The sequence below is a fragment of the Bradyrhizobium sp. Leo78 genome, assembly GCF_059512425.1.
Genome location: NZ_JCAMOT010000017.1, coordinates 49,282 through 70,513 on the forward strand (window position 1 = coordinate 49,282; position 21,232 = coordinate 70,513).

Sequence of the window (21,232 nt, forward strand, 5' to 3'; positions counted from 1 at the left end):
GGATGCCCAGCGCAAAATTCGGATTCATCGGGTGCGGCAGCGTCGGACGTACGCTCGCACAAGCCTTCAGTCGGGCGGGGTATCAGGTGGCCGCGGCCTGGAGCCGGGGCGGCGAGGGCGCGCTCCAAATGCGGCAGGAAGTCGAGGGGCTGCGTGCGCTGGCGAGCGCGCAGGACGTGGTGGACGCGTGCGACTTCGTCTGGCTGACCGTATCGGACGATGCCATCGCGCGCGTCGCCGACGGCATCGCCTGGCAGTCGCATCATAAGGTCGTCCACTGCAGCGGCGCGACCGACATCGAAGCGTTGGCGAAGGCGAAATCGGACGGCGCGACGATAGGTGGCTTCCACCCGCTGCAGATGTTTACCGATCCGGCCGTCGCTCTGCGGGGCTTGCCGGGCGTGACGGTCGGCGTGGAGGCCGCCGAACCCGCATTCCTCGAGACGCTCAAGCGGCTGGCCGGCGACATCGGTTGCACCACCGTGGAGGTACCCCGAGGACAACGCGCGATCTACCATGCCTCGGTCTATTACGTTGGTCCTTTCTTCATCGCGCTGCTTTCGGAGGCCGTGTCGATCTGGAAGTCCTTCGGCGCCAGCGAACGTGACGCCTTGAACGCCCTGCTGCCGCTTCTCGCCGGAACCACCTCGGCAGTCACCAGCAGCAGCCTGGCCAAGGGAATGGGCGGCTGCGTCGCGAGAGGCGATGTCGGCACGGTGCGACGGCACATAGCCGCGATGGACCTCTTCAGCCCTAACGCCGGTGAATTGTATCGCTCCTTGACTGAGCGAACCATTCCACTTGGGCTCGCGCGAGCAAGCCTGACGACATCGGTCGCGGACCAGATCCGAGAAGCGTTGTCGACCGCCCCGACAGCGAAAGGCTGAGAAGAAGCCGACATCCCGAGAGATGGAAATGCAGTGGGTGCCATTCCGGGACTAATACAAGACAAGCAACTGATGATCAGCGACTTCATCGGTTATGCCCAATAGTATCGCTTGCTCCTTGAGTATGCCTAAGGCTTCAAGCCGCCGTCGGGAATGTCAGCCAAGTTGGAATCGTATGCCGGTTACGGCAATGGAGGCTCCGGCCAAGCTCGGAGAGGGCGGTACGACGGCTGTACGAATCTTGCGGCGTCCTTGGCGGACCGCTGCTGCAGCTCTGATCGAGTGGAGCGGTACGGCTTCAGTGGTCCATCGATGCTTCGCGGATCTAGGAAGGGTCATCTGGATTGGGTGTTTGCATCCCGATCGATGAGACTCTCGGCTCGCGCGCTGAGGGCGACGTTACAGTTTGGTTACAGCGATCCGCTCCTCGCATTACAGATGCAGCCATATCGCCCTGAACTCTCCGAAAAGAAAGCATACGAACGCGTGAGGGCGTCGGTTCAGGGCCCGCAGGATTCTTTGTCAACCTGCAACTCGCCGAGGCCCCGCATGTGAAGCTGAGGCCCACATCTGAAAGGGAGAATGCCTCATGTCCAATCTCACGGGAACCAACGGCGACGATATCCTGACCGGCACCGATGGGCCGGATCATATCTTCGGCCTTGCCGGCAACGATACGATTGACGGCAACGGCGGCAACGATACGCTGTCAGGCGATGACGGTGATGATACGCTCAACGGCGGTGATGGTGACGATCATGTCCTCGGCGGCGCGGGCAACGACGTCATCACCGGCGGCAACAGCAACGATCTTCTCGAAGGCGGATCGGGAAACGACCACATCAGCACCGGAGCGGGCAACGATGTCGTGTTCGCCGGTGACGGCATCGATACGATCGATCAGATGGCCGGTCACGACGTCGTCCACGCGGGTGCGGGCGACGATCTGATCTCGTGGAACGACAAGGTCGGTGATGTTGTCTTCGGCGATGAGGGCAACGACCGGATCATCGGTTCCGACACCGCGGCCGACGAGAGCCATGGCGGCGACGGCAACGACTTCATCCAGGCCTTCACGACTGACGCCGCGCACGCCACCGCAGGCGACAAGATCTTCGGTGATGCCGGCAATGACACCCTGATCGGCGGCGACGGCAACGACCACATCGAGGGTGGCACCGGAAACGATACCATCAACGGTGGAGGTGGCAACGATTTCCTCGATGGCGGCGACGGCGATGATCACATCAGCACCGGTGCCGGCAACGATACGGTGTTTGGCGGCGATGGCAACGACACCATCGACCAGATGGCGGGCCATGACGTCGTCCACGCCGGCGACGGGAACGACACGATCTCCTGGAACGATGCCGTCGGTGACACCGTCTATGGCGACGGCGGCAACGACAGGATCATCGGTTCCGACACGGCGTCCGATGAAAGTCACGGCGGCGACGGTGACGATTTCATTCAGGCCTTCACCACGGATGCCGCACATGCGACGGCGGGCGACCGCATGTTCGGCGACGGCGGCGATGACACGTTGATCGGCGGCGATGCCGCGGACCACATCGAAGGCGGTACCGGAAACGACACCATCAACGGTGGAGGCGGCAACGACTACCTCGATGGCGGGTCGGGAAATGACCACATCAGCACCGGGGCCGGCAACGACCTGGTTTACGGTGGCGACGGCAACGACACCATCGACCAGATGATGGGACACGATGTCGTTCATGCCGGCGCCGGCGATGACGTCATCTCCTGGAATGATGCGGTCGGAGACACCGTCTTCGGCGACGGAGGCGATGACCGGATCACCGGTTCCGATACCGCGTCCGATGAAAGCCATGGCGGCGACGGTAACGACATCATCTCCGCGTTTACGACGGACGCGGCGCACGCCACGGCGGGCGACAAGATCTTCGGTGATGCCGGCGACGATACCCTGACCGGCGGTGACGGCAGCGACCATATCGAAGGCGGCACCGGAAACGACATCATCACTGGAAATGGCGGCACCGACATCCTTGATGGCGGTGACGGCGACGATCATATCAGCGGCGGCGGCAGCCATGATCAGATATTCGGCGGCCTTGGCAACGACGTTATCGATCATATGGGTGAGCACGGCTTCGCCGATGCGGGTGACGGCGACGATATCGTGCAGTGGACCGAAACGTTCGGTGACGTGGTTCATGGGGGAGCCGGCAACGATAGGATCACCGGTGAACTCGCCTTCAATCCGCCGCTCGGCGGGGAGGCCGCTGCTGACATCCACGGCGATGCCGGAAACGACTTCATCCAGGCAGCCAGTTCAGGCAGCAGCACGGTGTCTGACAAGCTCTTCGGCGACGAAGGCAACGACATCATCATCGGAGGCAGCGGCGCGGACCGCATCGATGGCGGTGTGGGCAACGACACTATGACCGGCAACGGCGGTGCCGATACCTTCACCTTCCAGATGTCGCAAGCCGGGCACGACGTTATCACGGACTTCGACGTGAACAACGACGTGATCAATTTGTCGGGCTTCGGCTCCAATTTTGATGCGCTTGCGCACGTGCATGACACCGCCAACGGCGCCGTTCTAGACCTCGGCGCTGCTGGGGACGTGACATTCCAGGGCGTCCATGCCGCGGACCTCTCTCACCACGACTTTGTCCTGAGCTAAGTCCGATCAGGATTGCCTGTCCTCGAAGCGACGTAACCGCGCTTCTGCCAAATACGGTCGCCCTCCTGTTTGGGGAGGACGACCGTACTGGATGGGTTTTGAAGTCGCGACGTGCCTGTCAGATACGGCGGGAGCGCCGAGACTCGAATGTCACGACGAAGACATCAGAATTGGAAAATTGGGGCGCCGCATATGAAGCCGATGTCGAAGCTTGCGGTGGTCGATCCACATGAGAAAAGCGAGACAATCCTCAGCCGCGCCATCGGCTGTTGCAAGATTCAGCTGCTGGCGGTGGGCCTGTTCAGCGGCGTGGTCAATCTGCTGCAGCTCACCATCCCGATCTACATGATGCAGATTTTCGACCGCGTGCTGACGACGCACAATGTCGATACGCTTCTCTATCTGTCGCTGATCGCGGGTGTGTCCATCCTGTTGCTGGCTATTCTGGAAATCTCGCGCAATCAGACCCTGCAGCGCGTTGCAACCTGGGTCGAGCAGAAGGCCGCGCCGGAGGGCTTTGCGAGAGCGATGGAGAGCGTGCTCGCCGGTCATTCCTATCGCATGGAGGCACTACGCGATCTCGCCATTTGCCGCGGCTATCTCGGCTCGCCTGCTTTGCTTGCCCTCTACGACCTTCCCTGGGTGCTGATTTTTCTCGCCGTGATCTTCGTCCTGCATCCGGTGCTGGGTTGCATCGCGACGGCAGGAGCGATCGTCCTTTTCACTCTCACCTTGCTGAACGAACTGACCACGTCGCGGCTGATGAAGGAGGCAAATGTTGCGGCGGCTAATTCGCAACGTCGCGCCGACAGCATCGCGCGCAATGCGGAAGTGATTGACAGCATGGGCATGTTGCCGGCGGTGATGCGCCGCTGGCAGGAGGCGGTGGCCGAAGTGCTGCCGCCGCAGCGGCGCGCGGCGCAGCGAGCCTCCGTTCTGCTGGCAATGGCCAAGTTCGCGCGCCTCTCGGTGCAGATCGCCGTACTTGGCGCGGGCGGCTATCTGGTGCTGCAGCATGAGCTGACATCGGGCGTGGCCGTTGCCGGCTCGATCATCATGGGCCGGGCGCTTGCGCCGGTGGAAATGCTGATCGGCGGCTGGAAGCAGCTTGTCCAGGCCCGGCAAGCTTTCTTTCGCTTGCAGCATTTTCTTCGCCAGCCTCGTCTTCGTCCGCCCGGACGGCCATTGCCGGCCCCGGTCGGCCGCCTGTCGGTGGAGCGTGTCACGTACGGCTTGCCGGGTTCGACGTCCACGATCGTCAAAGGCGTGCAGTTCGCGCTGTCACCAGGTGACAGTCTTGCCGTCATCGGCCCCTCGGCGGCCGGCAAGACAACGCTGATCAAGATGCTGATCGGCACGCTTGCGCCAAGCGCCGGCACCGTGCGCCTCGATGGCGCCGACGTTCATCGCTGGATGCGTGAGGATTTCGGCCGCTACGTCGGCTATCTGCCGCAATCCGTCGAGCTGTTCGAGGGTTCGGTATTCCGCAACATCGCACGGATGGGAGAGGCGACGCCCGAGCAGGTTTACCGGGCCGCACAGCTTGCGGGCTGCCACGACATGATCTTGCGGCTTCCGTGCGGCTACGACACCGAGATCGGCGAGAACGGGCAGTATCTGTCCGGCGGGCAACGGCAGCTGATCGGCTTGGCGCGCGCACTGTTCCGTAGTCCGAAATTCGTGGTGTTGGATGAACCCAACAGCAATCTCGACGGCGATTCCGAGGCCAATCTGGCCGACACATTACGGAAGCTCAAGGCGCGCGGCACCACGGTGGTTCTGGTCTCGCACCGTCCGCGCTTGGTGCAGCATGTCGACCTGGTCTTGCTGATGCGGGATGGAGCGGCAGAAATGTTTGGACCGCGGGCCGAGATCCTGAACCGCGTCGTCGCCCCGGCGCCTGACAACCGCCCAGCACTCAGCGAACCCCGCATCGCCAGAGCCGCCGTACCCGCCCGACGCGAACAGAACCGTGTTGCATCATGACCCGAGCTCTCACGTCTCCATCCGGGCGAGCCGTCGTCGCTGATAGCCACGGCCGATCGATCGCGTCGTCCGCGCCGCCATTAATGGAGGCGCCTCATCCGTCAACACGCGGCGTGATCCTGCTCGGATTGATGGCCATGGCGGTCTTCATCGGCGGTTTCAGCGTCTGGTCCATCTCCGCTCCGCTGGCGGAAGCGGCGATCGCGAATGGTTTGATCGAGGTCGAGGGGCAGCGTCGCGTCATTGCGAACCAGGAGGGGGGATCGGTTCAGGAACTGCTCGTGCGCGAGGGCGATCATGTGCTTGCCGGTCAGGTGTTGATGCGACTGAACGACGTGCAGGCGAGCGCGACGGCCGAGACGGCGCGAGCCGAGCGCTGGGCATTGCTTGCAAAATTGGCCAGACTGGATGCGGAGACAGCCGGAAGGAGCGATATAGGCTTTCCTGACGATCTGCTGGCGGCGGCGAGCGGGCAAGGCTTCGATGCCCTGCGCGCCGCCGATGTGGTCAGCGGGCAGCGCGCGCTGTTCGAAGCGCGCACGGTCAGCTTGAAAAGCCAGGTCGCCGTGCTGCGAGACCGGGTCGATCAGCAACTTGGCGTGATTGAATCGGCAGAACAGCAGCAGCGAGCCACCCGGCAACAGCTCGAACTGATACGGCACGAGGCCGAGATCAAGCAGGGGTTGTTGACAAAGGGCTTGGCGACGCTGTCCGTCGTGCTGGCCTTGCAGCGAAACCAAGCCGGATTGGAAGGGACACTGGGTGACCTGAGCGGACAGATCCAACGCGCGCGGGCAACGATCGCGGAATCTCGTTCATCCATGAAGCAGATTCAAGACCAGCGGCTACAAGATGTCTCGAACGACATACGGGAGGCCCGTATCAGGCTGAACGAGGTGGACGACAAATTGCGCGCCGCGCAGGATGTCGCCGTGCGTCGCGATGTGGTGGCGCCCGAGGACGGCACGGTCCTTGGCATGAGGGTGTTCAACATCGGCGCTGTCGTCAAGCCCGGCGATACGGTCATGGAACTACTGCCATCGCGCGACCGGCTGGTGGCCAACGTGAAACTTTCGCCCAACGATATCGATGTCGTATATCCCGGCCTTGAAGCACAGGTGCGTCTCCCCGCGTTCAAGCAGCGCCTCGTGCCGTTCGTTGCGGGCCGCGTCACTTTCGTTGCCTCCGACGTCACCGCCGATGAGCAGACAAAAAGCAACTACTATAAAGTGCAGATCCTGATCGATCAGGGCCAGCTTGCTCGTCTTCCCAACGTCCGCCTCACGCCGGGAATGCCGGTGGAGGCGATGGTGCAGCTTGGGGAGCGAAGCTTCTTCCGCTACATCACGCAGCCAGTTCGGGACAGCTTTCACCGCGCCTTTCACGAGCAATGAGTGCGTGGTCTGCGCGAAGAGCGTGCAAGGTCGAGATTTCGAGCGATGGCGCCAAGAGCTGGAAGGATGCGCAGCTAAATCTGCCGGTATTGCCGAAGACGCAAACGCGCTTTCAGATGGATTGGACCTGGGACGGTAAGCCGACCAAGATCGTCAGCCGTGCGACCGACGATAAGTGCAATGTCCAGCCCGACCGAAAATCCTTTATCGGCGCAATCGCGACCAACGCAACTTTTCACTAGAACGCGCAGCAGACCTGGAGCATTGAAGAGACCGGGAGGGTTCGAAATGTCCTCGACTAGCAAGGTACTCCTCACTGGCGCTATTGCGCTCGCTTCTCCCGTACTTGCATATGATTTCGGCCGTCCCGCGACACCCGGCGAGATCGCGCTATGGGATATCGACGTCAGGCCCGATGGCAAGGGACTGCCGCCCGGCAGCGGTACCGTGGCGCAAGGATTTCGTTATCAGGAGAGCATGCAATGTCCGCTGATGGATTGATCACGCTGCACAGCAGCTTTGGCCCGGAAGAAACGATGCACCGGTTTGAAGCGGAGGTTCGTACCAGGGGCATGGCGGTATTTAGCCATATCGACCACAGCGCTGGCGCTGCTGCGGTCGGCCTGCCACTGCGGCCGACGAATCTTCTGATCTTCGGCGCGGCGAAGGCCGGCACTCCGCTGATGCAATCGGTGCAGACGATCGGCATCGATCTGCCGTTGAAGGCGCTGGTCTGGCAGGACGAGGATGGCAAGACTTTCCTTTCCTACAATGATCCGGCCTATATCACGCGTCGGCACGGTATCGGTGAATCCGCCAAGGCTGTCATTGAAGCGATGGCGGGCGTGCTGAAGGAAATGGCAGCAAAGTCGACAACGGTTCCTTGAGATCAGCGGGAGCCAACAGTGAGGCGCCCGCCATTCTGCGGATGTCTGCGCAGATGGCATCCGCACGGACACGCGCGGCTCAATAAGAAACATTACACGCGTAGCCAGTTAGGGACGGGTGACGTTGTCTCCAACCGTTCCTACGACAGGCGCCGGCATCGCGACACTCAATCCGATGCCGGAGGTGCCGCCCGGCAACGTCGATCTGATCGCTCCGCTCGGCACCATCGACGCAGGCGAAGCCGGCATCCGCGTCTCGGGCAACGTCAATCTTGCCGCGTTGCAGATCGTGAACGCGGCGAGTATCCAGGTCCAGGGCAGCGCGACCGGAATTCCGGTCGTGCAGGCACCGCCGGTTGCCGCGCTGAGTACGGCGGGGAACGCCACTGCCGCCACTCAGCAAAGCGCCGCTCCAACGCAGTCGAACAACGACCGCCCATCGGTGATCCTGGTCGAGTTTCTTGGCTTTGGCGGTGGCGACGGCTCTCCCACGCCCAATCCGAACCCCGAAAAGAAACGGAGCGGTGACGACGGGCGAGCCCAAAACCCTGATAGCGCCTACCAGGTGCTCGGCGCGGGCGAGATGACGATGGACGAGGCAAAGCAATTGATCGCCGAACGCCGCCGTCAGATGCAGCCATAGTCGGGTCGAGCCGCGGCGTCCTGAAACGACGTCGCGCCCGTCCTCCACGCGTACCATTCGCATCCTACAGGTTGAGCTGAGCTAGCCGGAGAACGTCTACGTTGTCCGCTCTGGCGCGGCGACAAATTTTCCGCAACCGAGGTCGGTCGATGGCTTTCCGTAACACCCTTGGCGTACGCTAAGGGTGTGAAAGCTCGTGGGCCGGCGATTCCGAACCCGACGGGCGCCGTCGCTCACCGATCGCACGCCCGATTCGGAAATCCGGAAAACAGGATGATCCTGCTCAGCTACATCTATCGCTTCGTCTCCAATTTCGTGTTCCTGGCGCTGGTCTATTTCAGCCTCAACTTCATGGAAAAATACGAGCATCGCGCGCTCGTCGCGCTTCTGGTGCTGGTTTATGCCGCGATGCATGCGGCGTCCGCCTTGCGCTCGTTCTATTTCTTCCAGCGAATCGAACGCCTGGAAGGGGAGACGCGTCGGCTTGGGACGGCGGTGGTCGAGGGACCAAGTTCGACAGCCTCACGCAAGCAGATCGTCGGTGCCGTCACCGAGCTGCGTCATGCCGGCGAGATCAAGTCCTATATCGACCTGCTGTTCCTGGCGCTCGTCATTCTGCTCTGCATCGCCAAGATCGTGACGAATTGAGCGCCTGACGCTGCAATCGCCGCGCCGCGCTCTTCAGCGCTTTGCGACCTGAAGTGCGCGTCTGTTCGGCTGCGCCTGCACGGCATGCTTGGGGACGCCACGACCCGCATGGCCTCCTTGCGGGTTCTGATGCACGGCATGCCGGGAATGCGGCGCCTGGCGTACGCCAATGGTGCGGGCTCTCGCGGAAATCGGCCCCATCGCATTGGCGGCTTCAGGAGATGCTGCCACCTGTTGCGGCCGTTTGGCGGGTGAATGCGACGCGAGCAACGTCACGCGCAGGCCTTCGGGCATCCTGAAGACGGAGGAGGCGGGGACCGGCAGGGCCGAACCGCTGTTCTCGGAGACCCGCAATGGCTCCGGCCATGCCGTCTGCGCGGCGATTGCGGCGCGCGGGCGGCGTCCTCGATCGAACAGGCCCGGATCACGCCAATCCAGATTCGAGAGCCCGGGGGCGGGCAGTTCCTGCGTCTGGACGAACACGAAATTCGCAATCTTCGGCCAGCGCACCGTTGCGACGGTCTCGATCGGCGGGTGCAATAGCCATTGCACAGGTTCGGTTGGCGTGGCCGGCTGCTCCGGCGTCGCCGGCACCACATGGACGATCCGATAGCCGCGCGCCTTCAACTCCTGCAGGATTTTCGGCAGCGCCGCCACCGTGCGCGGTTGGATGTCGTGCAACAGCAGGATGCCTTTGCCCTTCTCCTCCAGCCGCTGGATTGCGAGCTCGTAGACGCGCGCCGGAGGGATATGGCGCCAATCGTCGGCAACGAAATCGGCGCTCCAGTTCTGGATCCCACGCGACGCCAGATAGGTCTCGACCGCTTCGGCGCGCAGCAGCCCTGGAATGCGGAAGAAGGGCGCGAGCTTGCTCGCGTCGCCAAGCGCGGCCACCGTCGAGGCGATGCCGGCATCGACCTCCTGCTTGGCCTGCTCGATCGACATCTTGTTGAAGGTCAGCGGATGGTTCTGGCTGTGCGTGCCGACGGTGTGGCCGGCGGCGACGAGCTTGCGGACACCCTGCGGATTGGCTTTGGCCTGACTGCCGATGATGAAGAAGGTCGCCTTCACGCACTGGCTGGCAAGAATGTCCAGCACCTGGTTGCTGTATTTCGGCAGCGGGCCGTCATCAAATGTCAGCACCACTTCGTGATCGTCCAGCGGCAAGGTCTCGGCATATTGCATGGTGCCGATCCGGGGATGCTCGCGGGGATCGACCACCAGCGTTCGCGAGGTGCCGAGCGCATCAGGGGGACAATCAGCCGCGATTGCGGACTGGCTGCTCGCGCCGATCAGAATCAGCAGGGAGAGGGCAGTCCATGACCGCTCCCAAAATCCCTCGCCAACGCTACCGATCATAACACCCTGGCTGCATTCTCTTTGTCCGACGCCGAATCCTTACAGGCGGCGTCATGAACGCTACCTTAATGCTTTGTAACCCACAGCTGTGCTTTGGTTCAATGTGTTTGATCCGACACGGTTTTCGAGCCCGGCGGCACGATATGCACGATCCTGTAATTGTGATCGCGCAGATAGCGCAAGAAGGCCGGAAGCATCGCCGCGGTCTGCGTCTTGGGATCGTGCAGCAGGATGATTCCCTTGCCGGCGGCGTTCAGGCGCCCGGTCAGAAGCTTCAGCTCCTCCTGCGGCGTCATCTTGTTCCAGTCGCTCGCCCAGAGGTCGGCGCCGAACACGGCGATGCCGCGCTTCTCCAGGTTCGCGAGCGTCTCCGGCGACATCTCGAAATAGGGGAAGCGAAAGAACGGCGTGCTCGGCGTCGTGGTCGCGCGCCCATGCAGCGCCGTTTCGACGGCGGCAATGCCCTTGTCGATCTCGCCAATGGCGTCGTCCGGCTTCATGTATTTGAGGTTGTGATGCGTCCATGTGTGATGGCCGATCGTGTGGCCGAGTGCCGCGATCTGGCGGACCAGCTCCGGATGCTCGGAGGCCGGCTTTCCGATCATGAAGAAGGTCGCGCGCACGCATTCGTGAGCGAGTGCCGCGAGGATCTTACGGTCGGTTGATGGCCATGGCCCGTCGTCGAACGTCAACACCACCTCGTGATCCTGCAGGGGGAGCGTGTCCGGAAAGCTCTTGGTGCCAACGCGCGGATAGCTCGCGGGATCGACGGTCAGGACGCGCGACGTTCCGAGCGCATCCTTGCGCGGGCATTCGTCGGCGGCGTGCGCCGCGCCGCTCCACGCGAGCAGGGCAAGAATGGCTGCACCGAACGATCTCATAAGCACACCTGTTCTTCGCGGTTGGCGATATTTGGCATTGCGCGGGACGCAGCCGATTGGGTAATGCGTGCGGCGATAACTCAGACGAGTTCTTATCTTCTGTCAAACGGTGAGGCGCGGCATGGCCGAGAATATCGACGCTGCCCATCCCGCCGAAGCATCCATCCTCGATCGGTTGCCAATGCGGGACGAGGAGGGGCAGCTCCGCCACGAATTCGTCGAAAATATCGCGAGCGCGATCCACACTGCCGACCGGCCGTTCCTGTGCGAGGTGGTGGCGGAACTTCATGAGGCGGATCTCGGCGATCTCATCGCCGCGCTCGCGCCGGAAGATCGCGTCAGCCTCGTCGAGATCACCGGCACCGATTTCGACTTCTCGGCACTGAACGAGGTCGACGATGCCGTGCGCGAGGAAATCCTCGAAGAGCTCGAGCCGGAGACCGTCGCGGAAGGTGTCCGCGAGCTGGAATCCGATGACGCGATCGAGCTTCTCGAAGGTCTCGACGAGGAGGACAAGGAGGAGATCCTCGACAGGCTTCCGCCGTCCGAGCGCGCTGAGCTCGAGCGCAGCCTGCTGTATCCGGACAACTCCGCCGGCCGACGGATGCAGACCGAGTTCATCGCGGTGCCGCCCGCTTGGACGGTGGGGCAGACACTCGACCACATGCGCAACACGCCGGACCTGCCGCACCGGTTCTACGAGATTTACGTCGTCGACGGCGACGGGCATTGGCTGGGCGCGGTACCGCTCGACGTGCTGCTGCGTTCCCGCGACCCGGAGCCGCTCACCGACCTGATCGATGAAGATCGCCGCCGCGTCTCCGCCCTGGAGGACCAGGAAGAGGTCGCGCGGATGTTCGGCAAATACAATCTGGTGGCCGCGCCCGTGGTCGACACCACAAACCGGCTGGTCGGTGTCATCACCATCGACGACGTCGTCGACGTCATCGAGGAGGAGGCTGACGAAGACCTGAAGGCGCTCGGCGGCGTCACCCGCCACGAAGAGTTGTCGGACAATGTCTGGACGATCGCGCGGGGGCGCTTCAACTGGCTGCTGGTCAACCTCGCGACCGCCTTTCTTGCGTCCTCTGTGCTCGGCCTGTTCGAAGGCCAGCTCGAAAAGATGGTGGCGCTTGCGGTGCTGGCGCCGATCGTCGCCAGTCAGGGCGGCAATGCGGCGACCCAGACCATGACCGTCGCGGTGCGCGCGCTGGCCACCCGCGAGCTCGGGTCCTACAACGCCGCCCGGGTGATCCTGCGCGAGATCATGGTGGGCCTCGTCAACGGTCTTGCCTTCGCCGTCATCACCGGCATCGCCGCGGTCGCCTGGTTCAAGATTCCGGGCCTTGGCGTAGTGATCGGGCTCGCCATCGTCTGCAACCTGGTTGCCGGTGCGCTCGGCGGGATTTTGATCCCGATGGTGCTTGAACGGGTGCGAGCCGATCCGGCCGTTGCGTCCGGCACCTTCGTCACCACGATCACGGACGTGGTTGGCTTCTTCTGCTTCCTCGGCATCGCCACTTTGTGGTTCGGCCTGAACTAGCGCCTCGCTTAGCGTTAATCGGGCCTTAAGTCGGTTCGCCCACAATGCGGCTTTCCGGAGCAGACCATGAAGCGCCTGCGGCTGAAAGCGGATGGACGGATCGTCGAGTTGCGAGACGGGCAGGAGTTCCCGCTCGCGCCCGAGACGCCGACCGGGTCGCTCACGGTGCGCGACCTGCGCCGCCGATCGCATCTGACCCAGCTCGAATTCGCCGCCAAGCTCGGCGTGCCCGTGGAGACGATCCGCAATTGGGAGCAGGGCAAGCGAGCCCCGCGCGGACCGGCACGGGCGCTTCTGGCGGTCATCGCCCATTCGCCGGAAACGGTATTCGCTGCGCTGGCGACAGAGGCCTCTGCCGCGTGAGTTGGCAGCGGAGCTGCGGCGGCCCATAATGGGCGCATGAACATCATCGAAGCCAATGGCGCCAGGATCCCGGCGATCGGGCTCGGTACCTGGGAACTGCGTGGACGCACCTGCGCGCGGATCGTCGAGCAGGCGCTCAGGCTCGGCTATCGCCACATCGACACCGCGCAGATGTACGACAATGAGCGCGAGGTCGGCGAGGGGCTCCGCGCATCCGGCGTGAGACGCGACGACGTCTTCATCACGACCAAGGTCTGGACCACCCATTTCAGGTCCAACGACCTCGAGCGCTCGGCCAAGGAAAGCCTGGCGCGGCTGCGGCTGACTGAAATCGATCTCTTGTTGCTGCACTGGCCGAACCCGCAGGTGCCGCTTGCGGAAACGATGGGCGCGCTGGCGCATGCCAAACAGCTTGGGCTCGCGCGCCATATCGGGGTGTCCAACTTCACGGTCGCCTTGATCGAGGAGGCGGTGGCGGCCTGCGCGGAGCCGTTGGTGTGCGACCAGGTCGAGTATCATCCCTATCTCGATCAGGCGAAGGTGAAGGCCGCCTGCGCCCGGCACGGCATGGCGGTGGTCGCCTATAGCCCGATTGCGAAGGGCCGCATCCGGAACGACCGCGCATTGGCGCGGATCGGCGACCGCTATCGCAAGACGGCGGCCCAGGTCTGCCTGCGCTGGCTGGTGCAGCAGAATGTTGCCGCGATCCCGCGGACATCGAAGCTCGAACGGCTGTCCGAGAACATCAACGTCTTCGATTTCGAATTGTCGGAGGACGACATGAGCCTGATCTCGGCCATGGGCGGCGCCTCCGGCCGCATCACCGATTTCGGCTTCGCGCCGAAATGGGATTGAGACACCCCTCGATTGCCCGCTATGCTGATGACGGGCAGGGGGCTCAAACCTGATCAGTTGCGAATGAACCTGCGGGAGCTCATTCCTGTGGACGTGACGGCGTCGGCGGTTGCGCACGTGTCCGTGCTGGCCCTGGTGCTGCTCCTGTCCGAAGTCCATCCGTTTGACGTCGTGGCGGCTGACACCGTCCCGGTCGATATCGTCACGCCGCAGGACATCGAGAAGAAGGACATCGAGAAGAAGCCCGAACCGACCCCGTCGCCGTCGCCTTCTCCGTCACCATCCATCGATCTGTCTGCGCTCCAAGAGCCGCCTGTAAGCACGCCGCCTCCACCGGCGCCGCAGCCCGCAGCGCCGCAGCTGGCAGCGTCGCAGCCGGCAGCGTCGCCGCCGCCCCACCAGAACCAGCCGGAACCGGCGGAATCAGGTTCGGTCCGGCCGCAAGCCGCGGCAACACCGGCGGCCGCCCCAGCCTACACGCCGCCGGAGCCTGATCTCTCGATCAAATACAATGTCCAACTCGGCCTGCCGCCAGCCCTTCCGCCGATGGCGGCGCCAGCCCCGGCGCCGGCCGCGCGCTACGGTGGCAAGGTCGACGATGATTTCGATGCACCGGCCGTCAGAGCCGCCGACCTCACTCCGAGCGTCGTCGCCGAGTTTCGCCGCCATCTCAAGACCTGCTCGAAGCTGCCGGCAGCGCTAAAACCTTCCGACGACGTCAAGGTCACGCTGCGCGTGTTCATGACGCCGCAGGGGACGCTCGCCGACGAGCCGTTGCTGATCGAGGCGAGCGCGTCCGAGAAGGGACCGGTGTTGATGCGTGGCGCGATGAGCGCACTGGAAGCGTGCCAGCCCTACAAGATGCTCCCAGCGGATCGCTATGGCGAGTGGAAGGTGCTCGATCTCAGCTTCACGCCGCAGGACTTCGCTTCGTAGCCGCGAAGCCAATGTCGTCGACGTCACGATGCGAGTTGCACGGCCGCGCCGCGCTGTGGCAAAGTAGCAATTCAACCGGATCCCCCGCACATGTTGAAGCTCGTCATCGGCAACAAGAACTATTCGTCATGGTCGATGCGGCCGTGGCTGGCGCTGCGCGCCAACAACATCGCGTTCGAGGAAGTCTTCATCCCGCTGTACACCGATAAGGCGGACAAGGACCGGATCCTGAGTTTCTCGCGTGCCGGCAAGGTGCCGACGCTGATCGATGGCGATGTCACGGTCTGGGATTCGCTGGCGATCATCGAATACCTCGCCGAGAAATATCCGGAAACAAGGCTCTGGCCTGAGGATCGCGCCGCCCGCGCCCATGCGCGCTCAGTCTCCGCGGAGATGCATTCGGGCTTCATGCCGCTGCGCAATGAATGCGGCATGAACCTGCATCGCCCGATCCGGGCGATTCCGTTGTCGGACGATGCTCGCGCCAATGTCACGAGGATTCAGGAGATCTGGGCAGACTGCCACGCGCGCTACGGCGAGCAGGGGCCGTTCCTGTTCGGGGCGTTCTCCGGCGCGGATGCGATGTTCGCTCCAGTCGTGCATCGCTTCCGCACTTATGCGATCCCGGTGAAGCCCGAGGCGAAGGCCTATGTCGATGCGATGACGTCGCTGCCGGCATTCCAGGAGTGGACGCGCGACGGGCTTGCCGAAACGCTCGTGATCGAGCGGTTCGAGACCGTCTAACCCGGCCGACCCAGTTCGCCAGTCATGCCTCGTACTTTCCGGCGGCCGCCTACCATGCGAGCCCGGATGGCGGGCTGCCCTTAGGTGGCTGGATCGCAGGAATCCGCACTTTCGCCCATTCTCGTCGTGGAACGCGGCCGACTCGCTCGCGTGCCTTCTATCCTGCTGAAAAATATACGAATTTCGTGCGTTTGCTGGCCCCCGATCCTGCTGGATTTCGGGGCCCTTGCTGTGCTAACTTGACGCGGGGTTCTCAATGTTGGCCGCCGCTGTGGGACCTAAGGCAGCGCGCCGACGATCCAAGAAAATGGAGAGGGCGTTGAAGCACAAGTACGGCGTTGGAGAGACTGTCTATTTCACTGCGAGCAACGTGTCTCGTCCGGCCGCTACCGGGACCTATCAGGTGGTCCGGCTGCTGCCGACCGACGGTGACGATTGCCAATACCGCATCAAAAGCTCGACCGAAGCTTTCGAACGGGTCGCCAAGGAAAGCCAGCTCGCCCTGTCCTGAAGAGAGCTGTGCGCAAGCACCCGGTAGGCGCGGTTCCCTGATGGGTCGCCGTCAAAAGGCCCCGTTCGCAGAACGACTCTGCCGAAGGCCGAATGCCCGAAAGGAGGCGTTCGCCTTTGGCGACTGTGTTTTATGCTGCGTTGAGGGACATCGCGCATGAGCTGGGTTTCTTCGCTGGATCATATCTGGCGCTCCGCGACTTTTCCGATGTGGCTGACGCTGGCCGCCGCAGGATTTTTTGGGGTGATCCTGTTGATCACGCTGTTGCGCGCGGAGAAATCCGTGGCCAACGGCGCGTTGACGGTCATCACCTTGCTTGCGATTGCGGTCGCTGCTGCCTCGACCATTCGTGGCTTCGATTCCGGTAATCGGCTTGCTTCCGCTGATGCGCGATCGGCGCAGCCGGTCGTCGCGGCGCCAGCCGCGCTCGCCTGCATTGATGACCTCGCGGGCGATGCCGTGCTGAACGCCTGCGAAAAGGTGTTATTCGGTTCCGCCGACTCTGCGGCTGCCGCGGTCGCCTATGCGGCTTCCCAGATCTCCCGCCTAACGTCATTGGGGGATATTGCGACCGCCGAGCGCAACACATCGCCCGAACTGCAGGCGCTGCGTCGCGCGGTCGAGCGGGACCGCTACGGGCTCATGGCCTATGTGCTCACTGTGCGCGACCATTGCACGCCGGCCTCGTGCGCGGCGTTCGGTTCGCTCGGGACCACCCAGCAGATCGCGTCCAATATGGACGAGCACCTCTATGAGAACTTGATCACCCGTTACGCGCCGTCGTGGAACGCGCCGGCGCCTGCCATTGCAGCGGCGGCCGGAGCAGGGGTGCTGGGAGCACTGCCGCCGTCGGTCCCCACCGGCAAACCTACCAACGCCGAATTTCCGTCGGCCGCGAATACCCCTCCGATCAGCATCATGACGCCTGAGCCCGCACCGAAGCCGTCGGCGGCTGCGGCGGCCGCCACGACCGCAGCTCCGCCTGCGTCGCGTCCCGCGCCGGCGGCTTCGCCCGCGCCGCCGGCCGCTGCCAAGAAACAGGCTGTGGCCAAACGTCCGCCGGCACCCGCGCCGGTGCCGATCGCGCCGCCACCACCGGCGTCCACAGCCACTCCCGCAACTTCGGACGAGTGATCTTTTCAAAACCGGAGCCGGCGGCTAAAGCGAAACGATCATGCCGCTTCATCTCATCAAGCTCGCCGTCGGTTGCGACTCGGTCAAGGAACTCAAGACCTGGGTCGCCGAGCGGATGGCGATCGCGAAGAAGAAGGCCTTGCCCCAGCGTCACATCCACATCACGCGGATGACGCCGAAACGGGAGGAGGAAATCGTTGCCGGCGGCTCGCTCTATTGGGTGATCCGCGGCGAGATCGCCGCGCGCGAGAAGATCATCGCGATCGAGCCGTTCCGCGACAAGGACGGCATCGGCCGCTGCCGCATCGTGATGCAGCCCAAGGTGATCGCGGTATCGCCGCGCCCGATGCGTCCGTTCCAGGGCTGGCGCTATCTCACCGCCGATGCCGCGCCGCCCGACCTGACCAAATCGGCCGCTTCCGGCGTCGCGGCGATGCCCGAGCCGATGCGGCGCGAGCTGCGCGATCTCGGATTGCTCTAGATTCTTGTTTTGACGCGTTTTCTTCACGCGAACCGGTGTCCACTTCGCTCGAAAACGCTCTAAGGCGCGGCCGCCCTAAACCGCGATATTGTCGATCAGTCTCGTGGTGCCGAGCCGTGCGGCCACCAGCATCCGCAGCGGGCCGTCCTTGATCGAGGCGATCGGCGCCAGCGTCTCGGCGTGGCGCACTTCCAGATAGTCGAGCTTGAAGCCGGCCTTCTCGATCAGCTTGGCGCCTCCGGCGACAGCCGGCTTGATCGCTTCACCGGCGCGGATCCGGCGGGCGGTTTCCTTCATGACGCGATAGAGCTCCGGCGCCACGCGCCGTTCTTCGGGCGAGAGGTAGACGTTGCGGGATGACATTGCGAGCCCGTCGCGCTCGCGCACAGTTTTCGAGCCGATCACCTTGACGCCGAGGTCGAGGTCGCGCGCCATCTGGGTCACGACCCGCAACTGCTGAAAATCCTTCTCGCCGAAGATCGCAAAATCCGGCCGGCACTGCGTGAACAGTTTGCCGACGACCGTTGCGACCCCGCCGAAGAAATGCGGGCGGAAGCGGTCTTCGAGGCCGACGGTGGCGGGCCCCTCCGGCGCGATCCGCGTGGCAAAGCCATCCGGGTACATCGTCTTGACGTCGGGATGCCAGATCAGGTCGACCTTCTCGGCGGCGAGCTTTGCGACGTCGTCCTTCCATGTACGCGGATAGGAGCCGAAATCCTCTGATGGCGCGAACTGGGTCGGATTGACGAAGATCGAGACGATGACGCGCTGGGCGCGTCGCTTGGCAAGGCGTACCAGCGACACATGCCCGTCATGGAGAGCTCCCATGGTTGGGACCAGTGCTGTCATGGCCTTTCTTCCGCGCAAAGCCTCGACGGAGCGGCGCAAGGCAGGGACGGTGCGGACGACCACGGGACTTCGCGACATCTGGATTCAATCTCTTGGGCTGGTTCGGGAAGGTCTGGTCGGGCGAGACGGGCTTGGACTCGCTCGATGAGGCGGGCACGCGACCATACCAAGGGGAAGGCGTTGACGCCAAGGCGGCAGGCGGGCGCACCTGACCCGCTTGGCCCAAGCGATTGCGGGCTGACATCTCCCGCGATGGATTCATGATTAAGGAAGACAGTCGGCTGCTCCTTGAGCGCATGGCGCATTTCACTTGACCGTCGAAGCGCCCGATTTGAAGATATCGAGGGGATCAGGTTCATGCTGGTACAGGCTAGTCAGGGGCAATCCGGCTCCGCCCATGTGGTGGTGCTTGGCAACGAGAAGGGCGGTTCGGGCAAATCCACCACCGCCCTGCACATCGCCGTCGCCCTGATGAAGGCCGGCCAGCGGGTCGCCACCATCGATCTCGATTGCCGCCAGCAGAGCTTTACCCGCTACATCAATAACCGGCGGGCCTGGGCACGGCGCACCAATCTCGGCCTCGAAATCCCCGTGCATCATTGCATCAAGTACGGCGAGACGATGCAGATCGCGGAGAACGAGAACGCCGAGTTCCAGCAGTTCATGGCGGCGATCAGCGCGGTCGAGCGCAATTTCGATTTCATCGTCATCGACACGCCGGGCACGGACAGCTACCTGATGCGGCTCGCCCATTCGATGGCCGACACGCTGGTCACGCCGATCAATGACAGCTTCCTTGACTTCGACGTGCTGGGCACCATCGATCCCGTCACCTATTCGGTGACCGGCGAAAGCCATTACGCCGAGATGGTGCGCGACGTCAGGCGCAAGCGGCGCCAGGTGGACGGCACCACCACCGACTGGATCGTGGTCCGCAACCGCCTCTCGATGCTTGGGTCGCGCAACAAGCAGCTCGTCGCAAGCGGCCTGAAACAGTTGTCGCTGCGGCTCGGTTTCCGCTCGATCGACGGCTTTGCCGAGCGCGTCGTGTACCGGGAATTCTTCCCGCGCGGCCTGACCGCGCTCGACGATATCGACGAGCAGACGCTCGGCACCCGACCCAGTATGGGCCACGTCACGGCGCGCGAGGAGGTGACTGGCCTCCTGCGCCAATTGAAGCTGCCGCTGGACGAGCGCGGCCGCCGCCGCGCGGCCAACCGGGCCGAATGGTTCAGCCAGGTCGACAAACCGCTCGAGCTCCACGACATCATCGCGACTTGAGAGGGCGGCTCACGCCGGCTGCAGGATCGTCATCTTGAAGGGGCCGCCATTGGCGGCCGCGTGCGCCACCGCCTCGTTGACGTGATCAAGGTCGAAGGTGGTAACCTCAAACAGGTCGAGCGGCAGCAGGCCTGCCCGGATCATGCCAACGAGACCGAGCGTTGCTTCCGGCGGATACATCCACACGCCGTGGATGGTGATGCATTCGCGCATGATCCAGGGGTAGGGCAATTCGAGGCCTGGGCCACCAAGCATCCCGACGCCGCCCATAAGCGCCACGCGCCCGTAGGGGCGCACCGTCATGATGGCCGCGCGCACCGTGGTTGCACTGACCGAGGGCGGCATCAGGTCGATCACGCAATCGATCGGGCCGTCAGCCGCCTCGCGCATCCGCCGGCGATCGTCCTCCTCATTGCCGGAAAGCCGGACCGGGCGCACCCTGTGGCCGAAGCGACGCCCCAGGTCGGCGAGCACCCTTTCATTGCGCCCCGGCGCCACCACGCATCTCGCGCCCATGGCGAGCGCGACCGCGACGGCGGCGCTGCCGAAATTGCCGGTGGCGCCGCTGACCAGCACCGTCTCCCCCGCCTGCAGTCTTGCCGCCAGGAAGCCGCCATACGGCACAAGGCATGTGCCGAGCGCGCACCAGGCTGGCGCGTGGACCGCATCGATCGTGCCGATGCGCTTGACGTTCTCGGTTGGGACCAGCGTCTGCTCCGCGAACGAACCGTGGCGGAAGTGCCGCTGCAGCCGCAACCCGCCTTCGCCGCGCGCGCTCCAGCCTTGCAGGGTAATGTCGGGCGAGATGGCGTCGTCGCGGGAGCGGAAGGTCGGGTCGCAATAGACCCAGTCGCCCACGGCGAGGTGCGTGGCGTCGGGCCCCACCGCGCGAACCCTTCCGATCGCGCCGGGTCCCGGCACGGCCGGCAACTCCAAGAGATAGTTTCGTTCGCCGCTGAAGACTTCGTTGGCATAGGACAGTACGCGCGTCGCCACGACGTCGACCACGACTTCACCGGTGCCGATCATTGGGTCGGTAACGGTTTCGATCGCGAGTGGCGATCCAAATGATCTCAAAACAGCAGCTTTCATGGCTCTTACCCCACTTGAGACTGCATCATCGAAGCGCCTGTCTTGCGCAACAAGACCTGGCATTATCCTGGGATCAAGAGTCCC

Annotated in this window: 21 protein-coding genes and 2 pseudogenes; 19 read left to right on the top strand and 4 right to left on the bottom strand. The window is 63.6% G+C overall.

Going from position 1 to position 21,232, the window contains the following annotated elements:
* The first annotated feature begins 2 nt into the window (after positions 1-2).
* The 10 genes and pseudogenes from AC5ZG1_RS21550 to AC5ZG1_RS21595 all read left to right on the top strand — a co-directional run bounded on the left by AC5ZG1_RS21550 (position 3) and on the right by AC5ZG1_RS21595 (position 9,119).
* Entirely contained in the window at positions 3-887 is an 885-nt protein-coding gene (locus AC5ZG1_RS21550; protein ID WP_456644205.1) for a Rossmann-like and DUF2520 domain-containing protein, read from the top strand.
* Positions 888-1,476: 589 nt separating this feature from the next.
* Positions 1,477-2,949: pseudogene (locus AC5ZG1_RS21555) on the top strand (calcium-binding protein); the annotation flags it as partial.
* Positions 2,950-3,051: 102 nt separating this feature from the next.
* Entirely contained in the window at positions 3,052-3,561 is a 510-nt protein-coding gene (locus AC5ZG1_RS21560) for a calcium-binding protein (RefSeq protein WP_456644217.1), read from the top strand.
* Between the two features lie 192 nt (positions 3,562-3,753).
* Positions 3,754-5,547 (top strand): type I secretion system permease/ATPase, encoded by a 1,794-nt coding sequence (locus tag AC5ZG1_RS21565; protein WP_456644204.1) that lies wholly within the window; start codon positions 3,754-3,756, stop codon positions 5,545-5,547.
* A 137-nt stretch (positions 5,548-5,684) separates the two neighbouring features.
* Entirely contained in the window at positions 5,685-6,941 is a 1,257-nt protein-coding gene (locus AC5ZG1_RS21570) for an HlyD family type I secretion periplasmic adaptor subunit (protein ID WP_456644203.1), read from the top strand.
* Positions 6,938-7,183, top strand: a complete 246-nt coding sequence (locus AC5ZG1_RS21575; protein WP_456644202.1) for a molybdopterin-binding protein — start codon at positions 6,938-6,940, stop codon at positions 7,181-7,183. Before AC5ZG1_RS21570 ends, AC5ZG1_RS21575 begins: the two co-directional genes overlap by 4 nt.
* A gap of 46 nt (positions 7,184-7,229) precedes the next feature.
* A pseudogene (locus AC5ZG1_RS21580) lies at positions 7,230-7,400 on the top strand (c-type cytochrome); the annotation flags it as partial.
* 38 nt (positions 7,401-7,438) lie between these two features.
* Positions 7,439-7,828, top strand: a complete 390-nt coding sequence (locus AC5ZG1_RS21585; RefSeq protein ID WP_496134028.1) for a DUF302 domain-containing protein — start codon at positions 7,439-7,441, stop codon at positions 7,826-7,828.
* A gap of 124 nt (positions 7,829-7,952) precedes the next feature.
* Positions 7,953-8,471 carry a filamentous hemagglutinin family protein gene (locus tag AC5ZG1_RS21590; RefSeq protein ID WP_496134029.1) on the top strand — a complete coding sequence of 173 codons (519 nt, stop codon included), beginning with the start codon at positions 7,953-7,955 and terminating at the stop codon, positions 8,469-8,471.
* A gap of 273 nt (positions 8,472-8,744) precedes the next feature.
* Positions 8,745-9,119 (top strand): hypothetical protein, encoded by a 375-nt coding sequence (locus tag AC5ZG1_RS21595; protein WP_028163989.1) that lies wholly within the window; start codon positions 8,745-8,747, stop codon positions 9,117-9,119.
* 33 nt (positions 9,120-9,152) lie between these two features.
* On the opposite strand, the gene AC5ZG1_RS21600 is transcribed toward AC5ZG1_RS21595, so the two are convergent.
* On the bottom strand, positions 9,153-10,478 hold the full coding sequence (locus AC5ZG1_RS21600) for a polysaccharide deacetylase family protein (RefSeq protein ID WP_496134030.1): 1,326 nt from the start codon (positions 10,476-10,478) through the stop codon (positions 9,153-9,155).
* Positions 10,479-10,576: 98 nt separating this feature from the next.
* The gene (locus AC5ZG1_RS21605) at positions 10,577-11,359 is read right to left on the bottom strand and encodes a polysaccharide deacetylase family protein (protein ID WP_208822305.1); all 783 of its coding nucleotides are present in this window, start codon (positions 11,357-11,359) and stop codon (positions 10,577-10,579) included.
* Between the two features lie 121 nt (positions 11,360-11,480).
* Here AC5ZG1_RS21605 and mgtE point away from each other — a divergent pair, with 121 nt between their 5' ends.
* The 8 genes from mgtE to AC5ZG1_RS21645 all read left to right on the top strand — a co-directional run bounded on the left by mgtE (position 11,481) and on the right by AC5ZG1_RS21645 (position 17,926).
* Positions 11,481-12,902: a magnesium transporter gene (gene mgtE, locus AC5ZG1_RS21610; RefSeq protein ID WP_028163987.1), complete on the top strand. Its 1,422-nt coding sequence runs from the start codon at positions 11,481-11,483 to the stop codon at positions 12,900-12,902.
* A gap of 66 nt (positions 12,903-12,968) precedes the next feature.
* Positions 12,969-13,265 carry a helix-turn-helix domain-containing protein gene (locus AC5ZG1_RS21615; RefSeq protein WP_028163986.1) on the top strand — a complete coding sequence of 99 codons (297 nt, stop codon included), beginning with the start codon at positions 12,969-12,971 and terminating at the stop codon, positions 13,263-13,265.
* A gap of 36 nt (positions 13,266-13,301) precedes the next feature.
* Positions 13,302-14,120: an aldo/keto reductase gene (locus tag AC5ZG1_RS21620; RefSeq protein WP_496134031.1), complete on the top strand. Its 819-nt coding sequence runs from the start codon at positions 13,302-13,304 to the stop codon at positions 14,118-14,120.
* Positions 14,121-14,183: 63 nt separating this feature from the next.
* On the top strand, positions 14,184-15,056 hold the full coding sequence (gene tolA / locus AC5ZG1_RS21625) for a cell envelope integrity protein TolA (RefSeq protein WP_496134032.1): 873 nt from the start codon (positions 14,184-14,186) through the stop codon (positions 15,054-15,056).
* Between the two features lie 90 nt (positions 15,057-15,146).
* On the top strand, positions 15,147-15,800 hold the full coding sequence (locus tag AC5ZG1_RS21630) for a glutathione S-transferase family protein (protein WP_496134033.1): 654 nt from the start codon (positions 15,147-15,149) through the stop codon (positions 15,798-15,800).
* A gap of 307 nt (positions 15,801-16,107) precedes the next feature.
* Positions 16,108-16,311, top strand: a complete 204-nt coding sequence (locus AC5ZG1_RS21635; protein WP_130231764.1) for a hypothetical protein — start codon at positions 16,108-16,110, stop codon at positions 16,309-16,311.
* Positions 16,312-16,467: 156 nt separating this feature from the next.
* Positions 16,468-17,445 (top strand): hypothetical protein, encoded by a 978-nt coding sequence (locus tag AC5ZG1_RS21640; RefSeq protein ID WP_496134034.1) that lies wholly within the window; start codon positions 16,468-16,470, stop codon positions 17,443-17,445.
* A gap of 40 nt (positions 17,446-17,485) precedes the next feature.
* Entirely contained in the window at positions 17,486-17,926 is a 441-nt protein-coding gene (locus AC5ZG1_RS21645; RefSeq protein WP_496134035.1) for a DUF1489 family protein, read from the top strand.
* A gap of 75 nt (positions 17,927-18,001) precedes the next feature.
* Here AC5ZG1_RS21645 and panC read toward each other — a convergent pair whose 3' ends face one another.
* Positions 18,002-18,853 carry a pantoate--beta-alanine ligase gene (gene panC / locus AC5ZG1_RS21650; RefSeq protein ID WP_130230822.1) on the bottom strand — a complete coding sequence of 284 codons (852 nt, stop codon included), beginning with the start codon at positions 18,851-18,853 and terminating at the stop codon, positions 18,002-18,004.
* Between the two features lie 279 nt (positions 18,854-19,132).
* Here panC and AC5ZG1_RS21655 point away from each other — a divergent pair, with 279 nt between their 5' ends.
* A complete protein-coding gene (locus tag AC5ZG1_RS21655) occupies positions 19,133-20,056 on the top strand; it encodes a division plane positioning ATPase MipZ (protein ID WP_208822316.1) in 924 nt (307 codons plus the stop codon).
* A gap of 9 nt (positions 20,057-20,065) precedes the next feature.
* On the opposite strand, the gene AC5ZG1_RS21660 is transcribed toward AC5ZG1_RS21655, so the two are convergent.
* Positions 20,066-21,148, bottom strand: a complete 1,083-nt coding sequence (locus AC5ZG1_RS21660) for an alcohol dehydrogenase catalytic domain-containing protein (protein WP_496134036.1) — start codon at positions 21,146-21,148, stop codon at positions 20,066-20,068.
* Positions 21,149-21,232 lie beyond the last annotated feature (84 nt).